The organism is Saccharopolyspora sp. NPDC050389 (genome assembly GCF_040655595.1).
In the GTDB taxonomy this organism is placed as follows: domain Bacteria; phylum Actinomycetota; class Actinomycetes; order Mycobacteriales; family Pseudonocardiaceae; genus Saccharopolyspora.
Window position 1 is genome coordinate 1 of record NZ_JBFAKG010000139.1, and the last position, 20249, is coordinate 20249.

Sequence of the window (20249 nt, forward strand, 5' to 3'; positions counted from 1 at the left end):
TCCGGGTCGAGCAGCTGCTCCAGCCGCACGTCGGGGTCGCGCGGATCCCGTTGCGCCTGCTCGGTTTCCGGCCGGGTGGCCACTGCGGTCATCGGTTCCTCCGGAAGTTCGGTGCCAGGCGGTCTTCCGGGACTCTCGGGTTCCTGCGGGTCAATGGCCCGTGAGTCCCTTTGGGATGCCTGGAGTTTTGCGGTTTGCCCACGACATGAGGGCCTGGAGCGACGTTCCGGCAGGTCCGGGGCCGTGCGCACTTTGTGCTGCCATAGAAACAAAGTACGCACGGCTGGAGTGACCAGCAGGAACATCGAACCGCGAAACTCCAGGGCGCTATGACGCCCCACCAGATTCACGGGCTCTGAGCAGAGCAGACGATGCGGGGAAGGTCAACGGCTTGCGGTGCGCGGAGCTGGGAGATCGTGGCCGACCAGCCTGCTGACAGCCGTGATGTAGTCATCATCTGCGATCGGTGCCCGCAGGAGTTCTGGCGTGAGGTTGAACCCCGATGGAGCGTTTTCATGCTCTTAACATGCACCGGTGAGGCGGGGTGGATGTGCGCCACACCATCTCAATATCTGACGTCGGTTCGCGACGACCAGCCGGTACTCAGAGTCTATGAATTTGGGCGTTGTCGCCGAACCGAAGTAGGTACTTTCGTGCTCGTTGCCCTGCACGAAAGTACAGTCCGGCACGCGAACCCGTGAGTGCGGCGCCTCGACGCCCCTGGACCGCTGCCACCGACGACCAACGTGGACTTCCGGAAACCGCGCGAGACCAAACCCCAGGGCGAAGATCTTCGCGGACCACCCGACGTCGCGCGCTTTGACGGTTTTGTCCGACTCCGCCAAGTGGCTGCCCGAAATGGCCGACGACGGTGCCTGGACAACTCTTGTTGCCACTGCTGCGACTCGGCCAGTATTTACTCAGGTCAGCTCGTGGCACGTGGCCTGATTGCCTCCTTCTGTCGCACGTCCCCCCCGGCAGGAGGAGATCCCGCGGGGGCCGGCCAGCCGTCGCGTAATCGGCCCCCGCGGGAAACCCAACGGCAACGCATCGCATGGCAGCTGCTTTGTTCGGACACTTTTCGATCGCCCTATTCCGCGCGGTCACACCTGCCGCGGAGCTGCGCTGAGGTCACTGATCAGAACGGGGCTTGATGCCCGAGTAGGCGGCGAGCCAGCCCGTGGCGCAGTAGGCACCACGCCGCGTGAACAGGCCGATATCAGCGTGCTCCTCGGAGCGCGACGTAGTCGTCTCGTTCGAAGCGGCAGCCTTGCGGTCGCCTGGTAGATTCCCAAGTCCGGCCTTGTGATTCCGCGTGCGGTGGCGGCTTCCCATAGCTTCGGGACCGCGCTTTCAGCGCTACGCAACAGTTGACGGGTTCATGAGTTGATCAGCTTGCCACCAGTGCATCCGTTTTCCCTGGACCAGCAGCTTTCATCAGGTCTGCCCGGCACGTAGCGGGCACCCTCACCGACCGCGGCGAGGCGCTACACCGCACCGGACAACTATCCGAGGCCCGCGCGTCCTGGCACGAGGCACTCACCGTTTTCGACGAACTCGGTTCCCCGCAAGCAGCACGCGTCCGCACTCGCCTGACCTTCCTCGACACTGTCAACACGGACCAGCGCAGGCGCTAGTTAGTCGGCATCGCCGCAGCACCGTCCTCCTCGGACTGCTCGCTCGGCCGGGCTCAAAGAGACAGCGGATCCCTAACCGTGATCAAACTTATAAAGTGCAGAGAATACGGCAAAGACGGCGACCTCACGACGGAGTTTCCACATCGGACGCGACCGGGTAGGAGGCCGTGTCGAGGAAGACCAGTTCTTCGCCGAGCAGGCCGCGAAGGATGGATTGTATGCTTGCGCGCAATGCCTCCTCCGCGAAGCGGCATCCCGCTGACCGTGGTCATCTCCGCGGCCAACCGCAACGCTCATCGGGAACTGAAGAAGGTGATCGATGCCGCTGCACCGGTCAGAGGACCTGTCGGACGGCCTCGGCGTCGGCCGCGCAAGCTGCACGCGGCCAGGAAGACGTTCCCTGCGTTCATCACGTGCTGAAAGCGGGAGCGGAACTCCTCGCAGGTACGCAGATACTCGCCGAGCGACTGGCCGTGGGCACGCTCGAAGGCAGGGATCCCCTCAGCAATCGCGGGCAGCGCGGCGCACCCCACGCTGAGTAGAACTCCTGACCGTAGATGTCACCCATGTGGCGCATCGAGCCATTAACCGTGCCGAGCGGGAATCTGTTGCGCCAGGCGATAGCCCGTTACCTCGTCTCCGGAGAAGACATCAAGCGATACCAGTAGCCGCAGCAGCCGCAGGAAGCGGTCGGCTGCCGGTTGTCGGCCAGCCGAAGGCGCGCGGCTACCGAGACGGAGACCAGATGGCGTCTGAGGTTCCGACCCGCCCGCCACGCAAGACGAGATCGGAAACAGCCTCTATAGGACCCCGCACGCCCCCGCTGGGCTCATGCTGCGAGTTCGGTTGGCTCCACCGATGTCTTCAGCTTCCGGAGTGCGTAGTGCAGGCGGGATTTGACCGTGCCCAAGGGAATTCCGAGGACGTCGGCTGCGCCGGCCACAGTCCGGTCGGCGAAGTACACTTCGTAGAGCACGCTGCGGTGTTCCGGGATGAGCTCTAGCAGCACATTGGCCACCGACATCGATGTGAGCACGTCGTCCGAGTGGTCTCCCAGGATGCCGACCCCGACGCCCGCGGACTCCTCGACCTCGTCGGGACGTGCCCGGCGAGCACGGATCTTGTCGATGGCGATGTTGCGCGCCACCTTTTTCAGCCAGCCCCAGGCCGAACCGAGTTCGGGACGGCTGAGCGCGTCGGCGTGCCGCCAGGCACGCACCATCGTCTCCTGGGCGATGTCCTCGGCCTGGTACGGATCGGAGATCATCCGGCTGACGTAGAGCTGCAGAGCCGCGAAATAGTCGCCGTAGAGCTGATTGACCACGGATTGCGGGTCGGGAGCGGGGCCGTACGACTCGCTGGCGGGTGCCTTGTCCTCCCGGCGTGAGGCGATGGAATTCTCCATGATGACCACTCCTGGTCCATTTCTGCGAGGTGTCCGCGCGACCCGTCGGCGGCGCTGTGACGTACCGCGGTTGTGCTCGATCACTTGCTTGTACGACCAGGTTTCCTCTTGTAGTGAGCCGGAAAATCAGTGAACTCACGTACACCGCCAAATTGGGTAAATAAGGGCAACCAGAAGAACTCCCGCAGAGCCGAATCCGTGACACGAACGTGATGGTCATGACGAGCGAGGGCGCCGTGCCCAAGCAAGTTGGTCACGGCGCCCTCGCCTGCAATGCCTTTGGGTGGAGCGTGGGGTTGTTTCAGCCGCAGAGGCGGTCTTCTTGGGGCACTGGCAGTGGAACATGTTGATCGAGGCTCGGCTGCCGGGCGGCTTCGATGGCGATCTCGACCCGGGAGCGCGCCCCAAGCTTGGCCAGGATGCGCGATACGTGCACCTCAATGGTTCGCCTGGACGCGAAGAGAATCGCCGCGATGTCCGCATTGGCGTGGCCTGCCGCGACGAGTCTTGCAACCCTGAGTTCGGTCGGCGTCAGGGCTTCCCACCCGGTGGTCGCACTTCGGCGGCGTGCGCGCAGTCGACGCGTACCGTACGGGCGCAGCCGGGAGTCTGCGCGCAGCAGGTCCCACTTGGCGCCCAGGTCGGTGTAGATGCGGGTCGCCTCAACGTATGCGGCGCGGGCAGCGCCGAGATCGCCGTGTCTGGCGTGCAGGACGGCGGAATCTTCCAGTGCCTGAGCGCGTTTCAGAGGTTGCTCCATCCGCCGGTAAGCCTCGACGGCGGCGTCGATCAACGCCGGATGGCCCTCCAGCAGCCCTCGGCAATGCCGGGCCGCCGCCGCGATGGCCGGCGCTGACCCGCGGGCAGCATCGGCTTCGCATGCCTCCGTAGCCCGTACTGCGGTGTCGCGGTCGTCGCGGGCCAGCGCAAGCCGGACCAGCAGCGGAAGCCAGGTGTGCCGGGTACCCGGGTGCTCGTCGCGGGCCAGCGCAGCGCCCAGAACTGCCGCGGCATCATCTTGACGACCGCCCCTTTCGTACCACGTCGATTGCGCCAGCAGCGCGAACTCCGTGCGGCGGTCCGGGCTTTCGGGCACCGCGGCAAGATGTTCTTCCACAGTGTCGCGTTGGCCGCGGTGACTTGCGATGGCGGCTGCCAGGCAACGCAGTCGCGACTGGTGCGTGGCGGCCATCCGGTCGTAGCACTCCATCGCCGCTTCCAGTTCGGCGACCGCTTCGTCCCACCTGCCGGTGGCATGGAAATGCTCTGCAGCGCAGAGCCGCGTCGCGCCGCGCCTGGGCGACGTCCCATAACGTTGCACGATGGCCTGCATTTCCCGCACGGTCTGCTCGGCCTTGTCGGCCTTGCCGAGTTCGAAGAGCACGCCGCGCAGGTCGGCCAGGACCAGCAGCCGCTGATCGGTGCACTCGGGATCGTTGCCCAACTCGGACAGTGCGCGATCGAATTCGGCAGCCGCCCCGGCCAGATTCCATCGTTGGGCGGAAATCACCCCGGTCGCGTGTAGTGCCAAACCGGTCGCGAACCGGTCGCCGACCTCCCGTCCCGCGTCGAGCGCCCGTCGGGCCGCCGCCTCCGCGATCCCGGCCTGGCCGATGGAAAGCGCGATTCTGGCGAGCAGTCCGTGCAGGCGAGCGGTCCAGCGACTATCCGCATTGGATATTCTACCGGCCTTTCCGGCATGGCTTGGCTTTCCGCCGCCGATGGCGTTTTCGATCACGATCCGGGCCTCGTCGAGCCTGCCCCACATGGTCAGCGACCACGCGAGGAGCCAACTCATCTCGGCAGTGATTTCGGGGTCTCGGGTGTCGGCCAGGATCGCTTCGGCCAGTTCCTCGGCTTCCTCAGTGCGGCCGAGCAGCAGCAGCGCCTCCGCCAACCTGATCCGCAACGGTTCGCGGCGCGGGTCGTCAGGATCCAGTGCGTCTGAAGCGGAGGTGAGCAGGTCGACCGCCAGTTCCGAGGCACGGTGGGCCAGCTTGCGGGCATTGTGCACGAGCCAGTCGACGCCCCAGTCGTCGAGGCCGACGGTGGTCTCGCCGGGGAGAGCAGCGAGCAGGTGCCCGGCAACGTACTCGATCCGGGCGCCGGTTGGGCCCAGTGCGCGGGCCGCCTGGTTGTGCAGTGCGAGTCGAAGCGGGGCCGGGATGCCTTCATACAGTGCCTGCCGGACCACGGTGTGCCGGAATTCCAGTCGGGCACCGGATTCCACCAGGATGCCGGAGGCGATGGCTTGTTCGGCGACTCCGGCCAAGTCGGCCACCGAGCGGCCGCACACCGCGCTCAGATCGGTGACCGAGAACGCTGGGCCGAGAAGCGCCGCCATCCGCAACACTTCCCACGTGGTGTCGTCGGCGTGGCGCAGCCGAGCCGAAATGGCCGTCGTCAACGATTCGGGCATCCTCGCCAATTCGGAGGTCAGCTCGACGGCGTTCACCGCCGAACGGGTGAGGTAACCATCACGTTGCAGAGAATTGACGATTTGGTGAACATAACAGGGGTTTCCGGCCGCACCCCGCAGAACCTGTCGCAGCGTCGGCCCTACCGAGTCGGCGTCGAGCAGCTGCCCGGCGAGTTCTGCCGTCGACGCTTCACCGAGGGGACTCAGCGTGATGACCGAGGCGGTCTGGTCACGACGAAGCAGTGCCAGATCGGGCCGGTGCGGGGCAGGGCCGCAGGCGGCGATCAGCAACAACGGCAGGCGCTCGATCATCCGGCCCAGTCGGTGCCAGACGAGGAGGCTGGCCGCGTCGGCCCACTGGATGTCGTCGATCACCAGTACTACCGGTGCAGTCGTGCACATGCCCTCGATGAGCACCAACAGCCGGTCGGCGGCAACCGTTGACGGGTCGGCGGCGGCACTGGACAGCAGATCGCTGATGGCCCGCCGGTCCGGATCAGGCGAATTCGGCGTGATACCAAGGCATTCGAGCATGACGCGCAGCGGGCAACGGCGCGCGAACTCGTCGGCGGCTGCCCGGAACACCTGGCAGCCGAGTCCTTCGACGCCGTCCAGCCCGGCTGCCAGCAGCGCCGACTTGCCAATGCCCGGCTCACCGTCGATCCACACCGCTGCGCCGCGTCCCTGTACGACGTGGCGGACTGCGTCCTTGAGACGCCGCACTTCGTTGTCGCGGTCGACCAGGACAGCGCCGTCAGCGAGAGACTCCACGACCCGCTCCTTGCTCGACACTTGCCGTGCCATGCTCCACATGGGTTACACAGCAAAGATTCAGCTGTGCCGTGCAGCGGAGTCAAGCTCGATAGGTGTCCTGGACGCGCACTCTGCCTCAACGGGCAAGATGTATGCCCGTTGAGCCTAGCTGGGCCGTTTTGTCGGGTGATCTTTCGCGTTCTCGGGGTTCTGCCGGTCATTGGGGACGCGAGCCTTGCGGTGTCGTAACGCCCCAACAGCGGCTACCCGTCCACCGCCGCCAAGCCCTCCTCCAGCAAACCTTGTCGGCGGTTTCTTTTTACTGCACGTACACCGGATGCCTCTCAGTTCACCGGTAGGAATTCGCGGAACCGCGGGCAAGATGTCTCCATAGTGCCTGCGGGCAGCCGTCAGCTCTCCCGTCGTCGCTTTTCTCTGGTGGCGACGATGGCCGGACCGGCGATGAGCAGGGCTACGGCGCCGGCCAGGCCGGCGAACCACAACGCCCGGTTGCCCGGTTCCGGGTCGGGCGGCGCGGGCAGGGGAACCGAGAGGCGTTCGGCGACCGCCTGCACCGGGGGGTCGGTATCGAGGATGGTGGTGACCGCGGCGAACGGGTCGACGACGCCGTAGCCGATGTACTCGTTCGGCAAGCGGCCGGCGGGTTGGTCCGCGGTCTTCTGCAGGCGGTCCACGACCTGCGCCGCGGACAGCGTCCGGTGATAGCTGCGGACCAGGGCGACGGCGCCCGCGGCGTAGCCAACGGCCAGCTCGATACCGGAGCCAACGCGGTTACCCGCACCTGCCGGGGCGATGCCCACCAGGTCGTTCGCGGGCGCTGCCACGTCGGGGGCCGCTCCGTAGGACAGCTCGGTCAGCGGACCCTCCGCAGCCACCGGCGCCACGGCGACCACGTCGGGATAGCGGGCCGGGAACGCGAGCTGTCCCTTCTTGGGCACCGCGGCCGCCGCGAGCACGACCACATCCCGGCTCGTCGCGTACTCCACGGCGGCCTTCAACTCCTCGGTGCCGATGGTGGACACCAGCCCCACGGCGACCACCCGGGCACCGGCGTCGACCGAGGACCGGATCCCGGCCGCGATGTCCCGGGACAGCGCGGCGTGGTCCTGGATCCTGGGCGGGTTGTCGGACACCCGCACCGGGTAGATGGACGTCCCTGGCGCGATCCCGGCGAACGGGCCGCGGCCCTGCCGCGCCGCGATCAAGCCCGCGATGAACGTGCCCCGCCCGAAGCAGTCGCCGTTGCCGGGCCCGCCGCGCAGGTCCGTCCCGCGCTCGACGGCGCCACTCAAAGCCGGAGCGGCCGCGCTCACACCCGTGTCGACCACGGCGACGGTGACCGAGCCCTTGGTCACCGGCCACACCCGGTCCGCAGCCATTCGCTCCTGGGCCCACGACGCGCGCTCAGCGGTCGTCTCCGCCGGTGGCGTGCACTCCCCGGTCGGCCCTTGCGCGAACGCCACCGGAGCTGCCGACACCGCGAACAGCGCCGCTGCGGCGACGGCCAGTACTCGTCTCATTCCGGGGCCTCCGTCCAGCCGATCTGCAGCCCGATGCCCTCCCGGCGGGTGGCCAGCACCGCACGTCCCGGCGGCAACGACCGTCCCCGCGAGCCGTTGAGCAGCGGCATCTCCCCTGGCGGCATGGACAGCGTCAGCTCCGGGGTGTTGGACTCCTGCATGCGCCGGATGCAGGACTCCATGCTGGTGCGCCCGGCGCCGGCCGCCGCGCGAGAGACGACCAGGTGCAGGCCGATGTCGCCGGCCTGCGGGATCAGCTCCACCATCGGGTCCAGCGGCCCGCCCATGCCGCTCGTCAGCAGGTCGTAGTCGTCGACGAGGACGAAGTACTCCGGGCCGCTCCACCAGTCCCGCTTGCGCAGCTGAGCGGGGGTGATATCGGCGCCGGGAATCCGTTCCCGCAACCGCGCCGCGAGGTTCTGGGCGAGCTCCTCGGCGGCGTGCTTGGCCACGGCGATCCCTTCGCGGTACTCCTCCGGCACCGACTCCACCAGCGTCCGCCGCGGGTCGATCACCACGATGCGAACGTCGTCCGGGCTGTTGACGCGGGTGACGGCCTGCGCGATGAGCCGAAGAGCCGCCGTCTTCCCGCTGCCGGTGTCGCCGACGACCGTGAGGTGCGGATTGGTGCGGAAGTCGTGCCACACCGGCTGCAGGTCGAGCTCCCCGGAACCGAGCGGGACACGCGGCCCCGGCTCCGTGTCCGGCAGCTCCTCGGCGGGGAGCACCGAAGGCAGCATCCGCACGGCAGGCGCGGCGGGACCGCGCCACGTCTCCCGGATCGCCTGCACCAGGTCGCGGGTCGCCTCCGCCAGCCCTTCGGTGGCGGGCATTCCGTCGATGCGCGGCACGCCACCGAGGAAGTGCCGCTGGTCGGCCGTCAGTCCTCGGCCGGGAACCTGCGGCACCAACGCGGCCGCCCGCATGTTGATCATGGAGTCGATGGAGTCACCGAGCCGCAGCTCCAACCGGGTGCCGAGCTGGTCACGCAACGCGCTGTGCACGTCCGACCAGCGGTTCGCGGTGATCATCAGGTGCACGCCGTAAGCCAGCCCGCGCTGGGCGAGCTGCCGCAGCGTCATGTCGTGCTGTTCGAAGTCGGTGCGCAGCGAGCCCCAGCCGTCCACGACCAGGAACACGTCGCCATGCGGCTCGTCGGCGAACTCCCCGGCGGCACGCCGCGCACGATACGACGCCATGCCTTCCACCCGATGTTCGGTGAACAGCCGCTCGCGATGGGTCAGCATCGTCTGCACCTCGGCGATCGTGCGGGCGACCTGCTCCTCCTCCATCCGGCGGGCGACCCCGCCGACGTGCGGCAGTTGCTCGAGGGCGGAGAGCGTCCCACCGCCGAAGTCCAGGCAGTAGAACTGAACTTCGGACGGCGAGTGGGTGAGCGCGAGCGCGGTGATCAGAGTGCGCAGCAAAGTGCTCTTGCCCGACTGCGGACCGCCGGCGATACCGACGTTGCCGCCCGCGCCCGCGAGGTCGACCAGGTGCACGTCACGCAGCTGCTCGAACGGCTTGTCGACCACACCGACCGGAACCTCAAGGCGCCCGCACCCCCGCCAGCTCTGCGCGACGAGCCCGCGCACCGGGTCCGGGACCAGCGGCGGCAGCAGGTGGTCCAGCGCCGGCGGGTTCTCCAGCGGCGGCAGCCACACCTGGTGCGCCGGCGGGCCGTGCTCGAGCAGCTTCTCCACGGCCACGTCCAGCACCGATTCGCCGCTGGCCGCGCGGTCGACACCGGTGTCGTTGTTGTCCTTCTCGTCGTCCTGGGCAGGCGGAGGCGGAGCGGGCGGTTCGTCGCGAGCCAGTCTGGCCATGCCGAACGGGACGACCTGGCGCCGCACCTCCTCCTGGCGCTCCTCACGGGTGCGCCGACGGTGCTGGCCGGACACGTACGCGGCCTTGAACCGGATCAGCGTGGACACGTCCGTGCGGATGTATCCATTACCGGGAGAGGCGGGCAGTTGGTAGGCGTCGGGAACACCGATCACCGAGCGGCTCTCCATCGCGGAGAACGTGCGCAGGCTGATCCGGTACGACAAATGGCTTTCCAGCTTGTGAATGCGGCCGTCGTCGAGGCGCTGGCTGGCCAGCAGCAGGTGCACGCCGAGTGAGCGGCCCAGCCGGCCGATCATGACGAACAACTCGGCGAAGTCCGGGTTGGCCGCCAACAGCTCGCTGAACTCGTCGACGATGACGAACAACGTCGGCAGCGGGTCCAGCGGGGTGCCCGACAGCCGCGCCTTTTCGTAGTCCAGCAGCGAGGCGTAGTTGCCCGCCGAACGCAGCAGCTCCTGCCGACGCACCAGCTCACCGTGCAGGGCGTCCTGCATGCGGGTGACCAGCGGCGCCTCGTCGGCCAGGTTCGTGATCATCGCCGACACGTGCGGCAGCCCGTCCAGCCCCAGGAACGTGGCACCGCCCTTGAAGTCGACCAGGACGAAGTTGAGGGTCTCCGACGAGTGGGTCATCGCCATGCCGAGCACCATGGTGCGCAGCAGTTCGGACTTGCCGGACCCGGTGGCGCCGATGAGCAGCCCGTGCGGGCCCATCCCGCCCTGTGCGGACTCCTTGATGTCCAGCTCAACCGGGGTGCCGTCCTCCGCGATGCCGATCGGGATGCGCAGCCGGTCGCGGGTCAGGCCGTTGCGCGCGATCGTCTGCGGGCGCCATTCGTCCAGATCGGACACCCCGAGCAGCCGGGGCAGCTCGAAGTTGACCAGCATCGGCTCGGAGACGTCGGTGGTGGTGCCGCCGAGGCGATACGGCGCGACGACCCGCGCGAGTGCCGCCGACCGCGGCAGGCTGAGCAGATCCGGGGTGCACAGCCGGGTACGGATCTCCTTGCCGGTGCGGCTGGTGCGCACCATCTCGACCTGCTCCTTCGTCACGTCCAGCCGCAGCGCGGACGTTCCGACGTTGCCTTCGACGGCATCGCTGAGATCCAGCACGATGGAATTGCGGTAGCCGGTGCCCGCCAGCCGCGACTCACCGGGAACGAAGACGCCGTCCAGCACGATCACCACGTAGGGCTCGTCGCGGTTGGGCGACGCGGCGGCTTCGAACCGACCGCGCTCGCCGAGCTCGGCGTCGAGCAGGTCGGTCAGTGCGTCCACCCCGTCGGCGAGGAGTCGCACCTGCCCGGCGTCGTCCTGCTCCAGCGGGTGCTGCGCGTGCGGCAGCCACTTCACCCACTCCCACAGCGACGCACGATCCTGGCTCGCGCACACCGCCACCCTCAGGTCTTCTGGCGAATGGAAGGTGATGAGCTGGGCGATCATCGACCGGACGGTGCCTCGGATGGCGTCTTCGTCCCCGCTGAACCGGATCTTGAAGAACCCGCGGAGGAACAGCGCGGTCGGCAGGTTGGCGACGCTGGTGTAGGCGTTGATGAACCGCCGCAGTGATCTGGCCGCGAGGGGCTCAAGATCCTGGATGGGCTTGCTGGACGGGGGCGTCATCTTCAGCGCCAGCCGCTGCGAGCCGGTGCCGAGCCGCACCTCGGCGAAGTCCACGTGCGCCGCGCGGCGCTCCCACAGGCGGCCGGTCATCGCGACCGACCACAGCGCCGCCGGATCCGGATGCCGCCAGGCGAGGGCGGCACGCTGGCTGGACGCCGCGGTGCGGACCTGCTTGCGGACCTGGCCGAGGTAGCGCAGGTAGTCCTTGCGGTCGCCGCGCAGCTTGTGACGGCGCTCCACACCCCCGCGGGTGACCTGCATCAGCACCATGAAGGTGGCCATGAGCAGCATGAGGCCGAACATCCCGAGGCCGAGCATCGGGTTCATCCTGCCCATGTAGATGAGCATGAACACGCCCGTGCCCAGCATCATCGGGATCATCATCAGCGAAGAGAGGATGTCCTTGCCGCCGCTGGCTTCCGGCAGCGTCGGCGGTTCCTCCAACGCGAGCTCGCCGGTCGGCATCTCCGGCGGCTTCTCCCGCCCTGGGCGGCGGAACAGGGTCGTTGTCATCGCGGTCGGCTCCTCACGCCATCCGTACACCGGACACACGTCGGGCAGACCGCGAGTAGTTCAGCATCGAGAGTCCGGATGTCCCGGCAAGGCTCGACGCGGCGGTTCACGCACCACCAGCGGACCCGCTCACCACGCCAGTTCGCGGCGCTCTGATCAGCCACCTGCTGCGTGGTCCGGGCCGCGAGGTTGACGTCCGGCGAAGTCCAGCTGAACCAAATCGGTGGTACATGCGCTGACGGGCTCGTGCAGTTCCACGATCTCGCGACCCGCTACGCCAAACGGGCCGTCTACTACCAGGCCGTTCCAGATAATGACGATTAGCTTGTTGACCGGCATTTTCCAGCGGCACCAGAGTGAGAGCGATCTCATTGGACCACCCGCTGGGGGCTTATGATGTCAAGACTGCGCGTAGTGCTCGTAGTGCTGGCTCTCCTCCTGCTACTTCCGCCACCCACTCCCGCGTTCGCCGCGACCACCGTGTACGAGGCGGAACGCGCGGCTCGCACGGACGCCGCCGTGGAGTCGAACCACCTGGGCTTCACCGGCACCGGATTCGTCAACTACGACAACACCATCGGAAGCTCCCTCTCGTTCACCGTGCACGCGGCCATCGCCGGCGGACACGCACTGACGTTCCGCTTCGCCAACGGCACCGGCGCAGACCGCTCGCTCGACGTGGTCGTGAACGGCACGCCACACGCGATCTCCTTCCCCAGCACGGGAAGCTGGACGGCATGGGCGACGCGAACGCTCCGCGTCAACCTCAAGCATGGGACGAACGTCGTGCGCGCCACCGCGACCACTGCGGAAGGCGGGCCGAACCTCGACTCGCTGTCCGTCGACAACGGCGTCACCGCGCCGAGCCCAAGCGACTGGTCCACCGCGGTGGTGGACTCGACGATGGCGCGACGGCCCGCCACGTCGCTCGGCCTCGGCTACACCGACGCGTTGTTCCTGCACGCGGCTTTCCAGGTCTACCAACGCACTCACGACACCCGCTACCTCAACTATGTCAAGGCGTGGGGTTCGGCGCGTGTCGCTGCGGACGGCAGCACGGGCAAACCGTACAACGACCTCGACAGCATGCTCGTGGGCAACGTCTTCCTCGACCTCGCGCAGGCCACCGGCGATTCGCGCTACCGCCTGGCCGCGAACAGGATCGTCACGCGGGTCGCGACCTACCCGCGGGCCAGCGACGGCGCCCTGATCCACAACGTCGCGTTCACCGGTCAACTCTGGTCGGACGGTGCCTTCATGGCACAGCCGTTCCTGGCTCGCGCAGGTGACCACACCGGCCCGCCGCGTCAGCTGCTGACCTACTTCGAGCACTTGCGCAACGAAGACGCCCTGCTGCGCCACGCCTATGACGAGACCCGCCGCTCCGAGTGGGCCGACACCAGCGGGCGCTCGCCGGAGGTGTGGTGCCGGGCGGTCGGGTGGTTCGGCATGGCCACCGTCGACGTGCTCGAAGAACTTCCGCGCACGCATCCGGACCGGGCCGCGCTCGTCGAGATTGTCCGGTACCTCGCGGACGGCTACCGGCGCTGGCAGGATCCCGCAACCGGCCGGTGGTTCCAGCTGCCCGTCAAACCGGGTCTGGCAGGCAACTGGACCGAGACATCGTGCTCGGCGATGTTCACCTACACCCTCGCGCGGGCGGTCGAGCGAGGCTACGTGAGCCCGGCGTTCTGGCCGGTGGCGCAACGCGGGTACCGCGGCGTACTGGCGAAGGTGTCCATCGGCTCGGACGGCCGGACCAGGATCTCCGACGTCGTGATCGGCACGAACGTCGGCGATGCCCGGTACTACCTGGAGCGCCCGCGAATGGACAACGACTTCCACGGGCTCGGCGCGTTCCTGATCATGAACGAAGAACTGAGATCGTCACGGTGAACGTGCCGTCGTGCGGCACGGTGAGGATGTGCATCCGGCGGCCGGGGTAGGTGATCGAGGCGGGCCTGATCGCGGGCTGCCGCGGCTGTGCCCAGTCGGATCGCAGCACCACCCGGCCGCGGGTGAGCGTCAGCCCCCGCGCGTCGAGTGCGACGGTGTCGGAGTCCTTCACCACCAACGGGATCTGCTCGGTTGCCGGTGCGTTCGCCCGCACCGACCTGGTCATCTGGTCGGGCTGCACGGTCACGTCGGTGACGACCGAGCCGCTCGCGGTGCGGTAGCGGAACCGGTACGGCTCGCCGCCCAGGAACTCCGCCTGCTGCGGTCCGTTCGCGTCCGGCACGTGGCCCGGGAAGACCGTCGCCCAGCAGGCGTGGTCGTTGTTGTTCATCGACTGGACGACCGTGCCCGCCACCGGGTGCCACAGGAACGTCAGACCGGTGCGGGCCAGCGAGGTCGCGCGCCTCGTGCCGAAGTAGCCGCCGAGGTAGAACTGCGGCCTGCGCAGGAACAGGAAGTTCTGCCCCTGGTCGCTGCGGATCTCGGTGAAGTGCGCCCGGCGGTATGGAAGTTCCGCGATCGCGGCCGTGCGCTGGGCACGGGTTGGATAGCGCTCGCCGTAGATCGAGTGGCTGAGGATGCGCGGTGAGGTGTCGGGTTTGACGAGTGCGGGCACCGGCGCCGGGTCCGCTGCCCAGGCCGCCCGTGCGGCGGCGAGGTCTTCGCGGCTGGACAGGAACGCGGACAAGTTCGGCACCACCGGCACGAACTGGTTGTTCAGCGCGGTACGTTCCGGGTCCGGCCGCACGTCGGCGTAGAACCGCGACGTGGTGCGGGAGTTCGGGGCGACGTTGGCGAACCAGCCGGAGCCGTCGGGTTCGCGCAGCAGGTTGTAGCCGAGCCAGTCGGTGTACCGGCGCGTCATCGTGACGAGGTTGGCGTCGTTGGACTGGCGCCACGCGTCGGCCATCTCCGGCAGCATCACCTCGAAGTTGTAGTTGGTGTCCGCGCCGGTCTCCTCGTAGAAGAAGCCCGCGGGACTCTGCCCGTTCGCGGCAAGGCGCGCGAACGCCTCGGTCAACCGCTGCCGCAGCGAGGGATCGGGGGCCTGGTTCAGCGCGAGCGCGGCACCGGCGAGCCCGGCGGTGACCTGGTTCGCGTAGTGGATCGTGGGCTGCCAGACGCGACCGTTGGCCGGGTTGAGGAGCCACGTCATCGCTGTGCGCAGCGCCGAAGTGATCTGCGCCTGGCGTTGCGTCAGGACGTTCGCCTTGCGCAGCAGGGCGTTGGTCTTGCTCAGGTACCCCATCGCGAAGCCGGTGGCGGCGAGCGAGTGCTCGGTCGGCGAGTACTCCGGCCACGAGCCGTCGGCGTGCTGCAACCCCAGGTAGTGCCCGAGCCCGGCGTCGAGCGCGGCGAGCAGATCCGCGTTGCCCCGGTACGGGTTCCACGTTCGGGACTGCGTGGCGAACCAGGCGAGCGTGTAGACGTGCTCCTGGACACGGGCGTTGTGCGACACCGCCGGGCTGCGCCACCAGCCTCCGGCGAAGAAGCCGCTCGAGTCCATGTCGGCGACCATCGGCGAGACCGCTCTGAGGTACGGCGCGAACCGCTGCTCCTCGGGTGCGAACAGGCGCCGGATCGGTGTGGTGGGCGGCGGCGCGGGCAGTGCGAGTGCGCGGGCCGGCAATGCGGCGAGCAGTCCGAGAGCGGCGGCGCCGGTCATCAGGCTGCGACGGCTGAACATAGTCACGGGCCTACCTCCTTGTGGCCGGTAACGCTCGTCGGCTCGGCACCCGCAGGTCAAGATGATAATTCGAATTATTAGCGCTTGACGACACGTGGGCCGACGACGCAGAATCCCTGCCAATTCGAATTGGCAAGCAGGAGTGCTCGTGGCCCGACGGCTCACCCAGCGGGACATCGCCAGGATGGCAGGAGTCAGCCAGGCCACGGTGTCGCTGGTGCTCAACAACCGGCGGGACGGCAACGTCCGGATCGCGCCGGAGACCCGTGCGCAGGTGCTGGAGGTGATTCGGAAGACCGGCTACGTCGCGAACCCGATCGCCCGCAGACTGCACGACCGGCGCAACCGCATCCTCGGCGTGTTCACCTACGAGGCGGTGTTCCCGAGCACCCGCGCGAACTTCTACCAGCCGTTCCTCGAAGGCATCGAGGAACGGGCCGAGGATGTCGGCTGTGACCTGTTGCTGTTCACCAGCGCCAAGGCCGCTGGGGCGCGGCGGCGGATCTTCAGCGACGACAGCCGGGTGCGGCTCGCCGACGGCAGTCTGCTGCTCGGTCGCACGGTCGACCGCGACGACCTGGCCCAGCTGCTCGCCGAAGGCATCCCGTACGTCTCCATCGGACGACGCGACGACGCGGGCGGCCCGGTGCCGCACGTCGGCGCCGACTACCGCACCGCGGTGCGAGACCTGGTGGACCGCGCGGTCGCGCTCGGCCACCGCGGGTTCGCGTACGTGGGGCCCGGTGCGGGCGCTGAGTCGTCCGCGGATCGGCTGCAAGGCTTCCACGAAGCCGTTGCCGCACATGGCGTCCAAGGGGTGCATGTGCAGACCGCACGGCTCGACCAGCTGCGCGAAGCGGGCGTCACCGCCGTGCTCACCGAAGAGGTGTCGGACGGGGCCGCGATCGTGCTCGCCGGACGCGCGCGCGGGCTCTCCGTGCCGGGCGACCTCGCCGTGCTCTCGCTCGGCGCCGCTACCCGGCCGGCACCGGACGACGTGGCGCTCACCGGTTTCCGCATCCCCAGGCGCGAGATGGGGCGTCGGGCGGTGCAGGCGCTGACCGAGGTGCTCGAACACGGCACCACACCGCAGGAACTGCTCCCGTGCGAGTTCGTCGAGGGCGCGACGCTGGGCGCACCACGCCTTTGACCCGTTGTCCCGCACGGAGTACGTCATCGGCGTCGAGTTGCGGTATTAACGTTTGACCGCCTGGAGCAGCTGGAACGTCACCGCGACGTGGCCTGAGTGCCGGGTCTCACCCCGGTATTCGGTGAACTCAAGCCCCAATCCGGCGGCGATTCGGTCGAGCCACACGCGGTCGCCGAGGCTATTGAAGCCCAGCAACAACACCCCACCGGGCGTGAGCCGCTGCATGCCCTCCGCCAGGTAGCGTCGGTGCGCGCGGTACTCGCGGTCGAAGATGGCGTGCTCGATGTCGTGCGAGTAGTCGAAGTGCTCGGGCGTTGGGATGACGTTGGAGTTCCAGAAGATGACGTCGAAGCGGTCGTCCCGGTCGAGCGGGTCGAACAGGTCGCCCTGGTGGACGGACACGCGGTCGCCGACGCCGTGCCGGGTGGCGTTGAGCGCGGTGTTCGCTGCTGCTTGGCCGCTGATATCGACGGCGGCCACCCGCGCGCAGCCGCGCAGCGCGGCCAGCACGGCCGTAACGCCCGCCCCGCACCCGATCTCCAGGAACGAGCCTCCCGCCGGGTAAAGGAGCCAGTCGGAGAACAGCTCGGTCGAAGCCGTGTGGATGGGCACGAACACCTCCGGCAGGAGGTCCCAGCTGTAGCCGAGCAGGTCGAACTCGGCGGGCCGGTCGGTAGTGTCGAGGTGCCGGGCCACAAGCTGGAAGCCGACGTCCAACTCGGCCATCTTCCGCACCGCGGAGCGCTTCACCTTGCCGTTCGAGTTGCGTGGCAGCTCCGGCACGATGACGACGTCCTCGGGGACCTTGTACCAGGTGAGCGATTCCTGGGCGGCGGCGATCAGCTCCGCCGCCACCTGATCGTGGTCGCTCACGCCGCTGACGAGCACGACGTAGGCGCGCAACGTCGAGTTGCCGACCGGGCGCCGGACCGAACAGACAGCCACCTCGCGCACCGCGCCGTGGCGCAGGAAGAACTCCTCCACCTCGATCGGGTGCACATTCGTCCCGCCCACGATCTCGATGTCGTCGACCCGGCCGTGCACGGTCAGGAAGCCGTCCTCGTCTACGGTCGCCGAGTCGCCCGTGGCGTACCACTCGTCGACGAGGCGGCGCGGCGGCTCACCGCCCTTGCGCACGCCGAGCGAGATTGTGGGTCCGGCGAGCTGCAGCAGGCCCGGTTCGCCCGCCGCCACCGGGGCGCCATCCTCGTCCACCACGCGCAGCCGGTACGGCGGCAGGATCTTGCCGACGCGGCGGTCCCGCCACGCCCCAGGGGTGTTAGCGACCAGCGCGTAGCCGACCTCGGTGGTACCGAAGACATTCAGGAACCGGCTGCCGAGCGCCGCACGGAACTGGGCCTCCTGCGACTCGGGTACGACCTCGCCGCCGCAGACGGCAAGCCGCAGCGACGCGAGACGGCCGCTGTCGTCCGGCGTTTCCAGCATCTTCGCGTAGAAGCTCGGCTGGCCGTAGAAGACCGAGACCCGGTGCTCCGCGATGATCCCCAGCGCCACCTCCGCCGTCGCCCGCACCGACCGCAGAACGGTAGTCGCGCCCCGGCTCAGCGGCAGGAAGAGGGAGTTACCGAGGCCGAACCCGAAGTACATCCGCGACACGGAGAAGCAGACATCGTCCTCCGTCAGCCGGAACGCAGAATTCGTCGCCTGTTCGAACATCTCAGGATCGGCGTGGGTGTGGAAGCACAGCTTCGGGTCACCGGTCGTTCCCGACGTGAACAAGCCGAAGCCTGCCGCATCAGCGCCGCCGGTGAAGTACGGCGCCTGGCCGGGGGCGCGCAGCTTGTCCGGGTCGATGACGGGCGCGCTGAACCGGGACGCCAGTGCGGGGGCGCAGATCACCCCCGCGGGATCGGCGATCTCCCCTGCCTTGCGCAGCTCGTCGACGTGCAGGTCCGTGTTGACCGGGATCGCGACCATCCCGGCCCGCAGCGCCCCCAGGAACGACCAGACGAAGTCGATGCCGTCCGGCAGGGCCAGCAGTACCCGATCGCCCGGCGTCAGCCCGGCCCCCAGCAGCGCGGCGGCGGCACGCCCGGCCCCCTCGTGAACGTCACCGTACGAATACCGGATGCCATCCGCGACATAGGCCGTCCGGTGCGTCCAGTTGTTGCGTTCGGCCAGCGAGGCCAGTCGTTCGACGAGATTCCCGAACATCGTCGGCTGATTTCCTTCCAGAAGCTGGCTGGCGACCTCAATCGGAGAACGCAGGTGGAATTCTGTCCTGATGCACTGCGTCCGAGGAGAACGCGTCAGCGGGTGTCGACGCTCCGTTTGGTGCGCAACGACGATTGTTGATCAAATTCGGCCAGTTGCGGCGAACTTCGCATTCTTTCAAGTTTTTTGGGCAGTCATTATGACCTGAACGCGCCGCCGCTCGGTTCGGACGCGGTTCGGACGGCACGCGCTCACCGCCGTCCGTTACTGTCGCCAAACGGTCCTTTGACGACAGGCGGCCCGGAGCGCCGTCCGGCCGCACCGATCATGGGAAAACCGTCGGCCCGATCCAATGCGATCCATTCCGAATTGACGACAGGGTTTTCCGACAGATAGAACGGTGAACGGCCGCGACCGGCGGCCGGAGAGGCGGCGCGGTCATGGCGGAGCTCGTCTACACGCGGGTGTCCACCGACGAGCAGAGCACCCAACGGCAGACCCACCTGCTCGCCGAGGCCAGTCTGATCGACAGCGCGGACGGCGTGCGGCTATTCACCGACCCCGCGACGTCGTCGAAGATCCCCGCGCTGGAGCGCGAAGGCTTCCGCGAGCTGGCCAGCTACGCACGGCCCGGCGACCGGCTCACCGTCTCGGAGCTGTACCGGCTGTGCCGCGACCTCGCCGACATCCTCGCGGTCCGGGAATGGTGCCGCGCCAACGACGTGAAACTACGCGTGCTCTCCGGCGCCCTGTCAGGCATCGTCGACCTGGCCGCCACCGACGCGACCACCACCATGCTGGTCAACGTCCTGGTCTCCGTCGGCCAGTTCCAGCGCGACTTGCAAAACGAACTCACCCGCGACGGCCTCGCAGCCGCCTGGGCAAGCGGCGCTAAATCCGGCCGCCGCCCCCGCCTCGCCCAACTCGGCGTCACCGACCAGGTCCGGCAAGCCGTCCGCGACGGCGCCAGCATCGCCTCCCTGTCCCGCGAACACCACGTTAGCCGAGTCGCCATCCGCACCGCCGTAGCTGACCTTCTGCCCAACCAACCCCACCGGCCCGCGACCGTCGCGCCGAACGAACAGCAGGCGATACGCGTGGAAATCCCCGGCAAGATCGCCCACTACCTGAACAACCATTCGGAACTCGGAGAAGCCGAACGCCACGCACTGCAGAACGGCCGAACCGTGCGCCGCGGCCAGGGCTACAGCCTGCACGTCACCGCACTCCCCGACGTGCATCAAGCACTGCTGGCCACTGCGGTCGCGCTCAACGCCGACGGCGCTTCGTCAGCGGAGCGCAAGGCGTACCGGATCTACGCGGAACGGCTGAACAACGCCATGTCATCTGCGGTACCGGTGTAGCCGGTTCTGCTGCCCATTAGAGGCGCGCAGTAGCTGGTCAGCGCATATCCGCCGGATATTCGGCGAAAACTACGGGGACCCCTCGAGTCCCGTGGGTTCAGCGCGAGTGAAGGTTCCTCATTGGGAACCCGAGGGTGGGTTGCCACCAGGAGCAGGGCTCGACCCGTGGGTTCGAGGTG

9 protein-coding genes are annotated in these 20249 nt (G+C 68.2%); 3 read left to right on the forward strand and 6 right to left on the reverse strand.

The genetic code is table 11. The features are described 5' to 3' along the window. Positions 1-2466 precede the first annotated feature (2466 nt). The 4 genes from AB0I53_RS45925 to eccCa form a co-directional block, all read right to left on the reverse strand. Positions 2467-3042 carry a sigma-70 family RNA polymerase sigma factor gene (locus AB0I53_RS45925; protein WP_358616515.1) on the reverse strand — a complete coding sequence of 192 codons (576 nt, stop codon included), beginning with the start codon at positions 3040-3042 and terminating at the stop codon, positions 2467-2469. A 301-nt stretch (positions 3043-3343) separates the two neighbouring features. After that, positions 3344-6232: an AAA family ATPase gene (locus tag AB0I53_RS45930; protein ID WP_358616518.1), complete on the reverse strand. Its 2889-nt coding sequence runs from the start codon at positions 6230-6232 to the stop codon at positions 3344-3346. A 392-nt stretch (positions 6233-6624) separates the two neighbouring features. Next, positions 6625-7755 (reverse strand): S8 family serine peptidase, encoded by a 1131-nt coding sequence (locus AB0I53_RS45935; protein ID WP_358616520.1) that lies wholly within the window; start codon positions 7753-7755, stop codon positions 6625-6627. Further along, positions 7752-11738, reverse strand: coding sequence for a type VII secretion protein EccCa (gene eccCa / locus AB0I53_RS45940; protein ID WP_358616523.1), 3987 nt, complete (start codon positions 11736-11738; stop codon positions 7752-7754). Before eccCa ends, AB0I53_RS45935 begins: the two co-directional genes overlap by 4 nt. 414 nt (positions 11739-12152) lie before the next feature. Between eccCa and AB0I53_RS45945 the strand changes: the two genes are divergently transcribed. Beyond that, complete coding sequence (locus AB0I53_RS45945) at positions 12153-13634, forward strand: glycoside hydrolase family 88 protein (protein ID WP_358616526.1); 1482 nt, start codon at positions 12153-12155, stop codon at positions 13632-13634. On the opposite strand, the gene AB0I53_RS45950 is transcribed toward AB0I53_RS45945, so the two are convergent. Then, a complete protein-coding gene (locus AB0I53_RS45950) occupies positions 13603-15381 on the reverse strand; it encodes a hypothetical protein (RefSeq protein WP_358616534.1) in 1779 nt (592 codons plus the stop codon). The genes AB0I53_RS45945 and AB0I53_RS45950 overlap by 32 nt on opposite strands. A 148-nt stretch (positions 15382-15529) precedes the next feature. Here AB0I53_RS45950 and AB0I53_RS45955 point away from each other — a divergent pair, with 148 nt between their 5' ends. Then, on the forward strand, positions 15530-16531 hold the full coding sequence (locus AB0I53_RS45955) for a LacI family DNA-binding transcriptional regulator (protein WP_358497728.1): 1002 nt from the start codon (positions 15530-15532) through the stop codon (positions 16529-16531). Between the two features lie 45 nt (positions 16532-16576). Here the strand turns inward: AB0I53_RS45955 and AB0I53_RS45960 are convergent, their stop codons facing one another. Beyond that, positions 16577-18706, reverse strand: a complete 2130-nt coding sequence (locus tag AB0I53_RS45960; protein ID WP_358616529.1) for an AMP-binding protein — start codon at positions 18704-18706, stop codon at positions 16577-16579. Between the two features lie 440 nt (positions 18707-19146). Between AB0I53_RS45960 and AB0I53_RS45965 the strand changes: the two genes are divergently transcribed. Continuing rightward, entirely contained in the window at positions 19147-20070 is a 924-nt protein-coding gene (locus AB0I53_RS45965; RefSeq protein ID WP_358616532.1) for a recombinase family protein, read from the forward strand. The last annotated feature ends 179 nt before the right edge of the window (positions 20071-20249 follow it).

Coding starts and splice junctions, on each gene's coding strand:
- AB0I53_RS45925 (WP_358616515.1), bottom strand. CDS start 3,042: ATGGAGAATTCCATCGCCTCACGCCGGGAGGACAAGGCACCCGCCAGC.
- eccCa (WP_358616523.1), bottom strand. CDS start 11,738: ATGACAACGACCCTGTTCCGCCGCCCAGGGCGGGAGAAGCCGCCGGAG.
- AB0I53_RS45935 (WP_358616520.1), bottom strand. CDS start 7,755: ATGAGACGAGTACTGGCCGTCGCCGCAGCGGCGCTGTTCGCGGTGTCG.
- AB0I53_RS45950 (WP_358616534.1), bottom strand. CDS start 15,381: ATGTTCAGCCGTCGCAGCCTGATGACCGGCGCCGCCGCTCTCGGACTG.
- AB0I53_RS45965 (WP_358616532.1), top strand. CDS start 19,147: ATGGCGGAGCTCGTCTACACGCGGGTGTCCACCGACGAGCAGAGCACC.
- AB0I53_RS45960 (WP_358616529.1), bottom strand. CDS start 18,706: ATGTTCGGGAATCTCGTCGAACGACTGGCCTCGCTGGCCGAACGCAAC.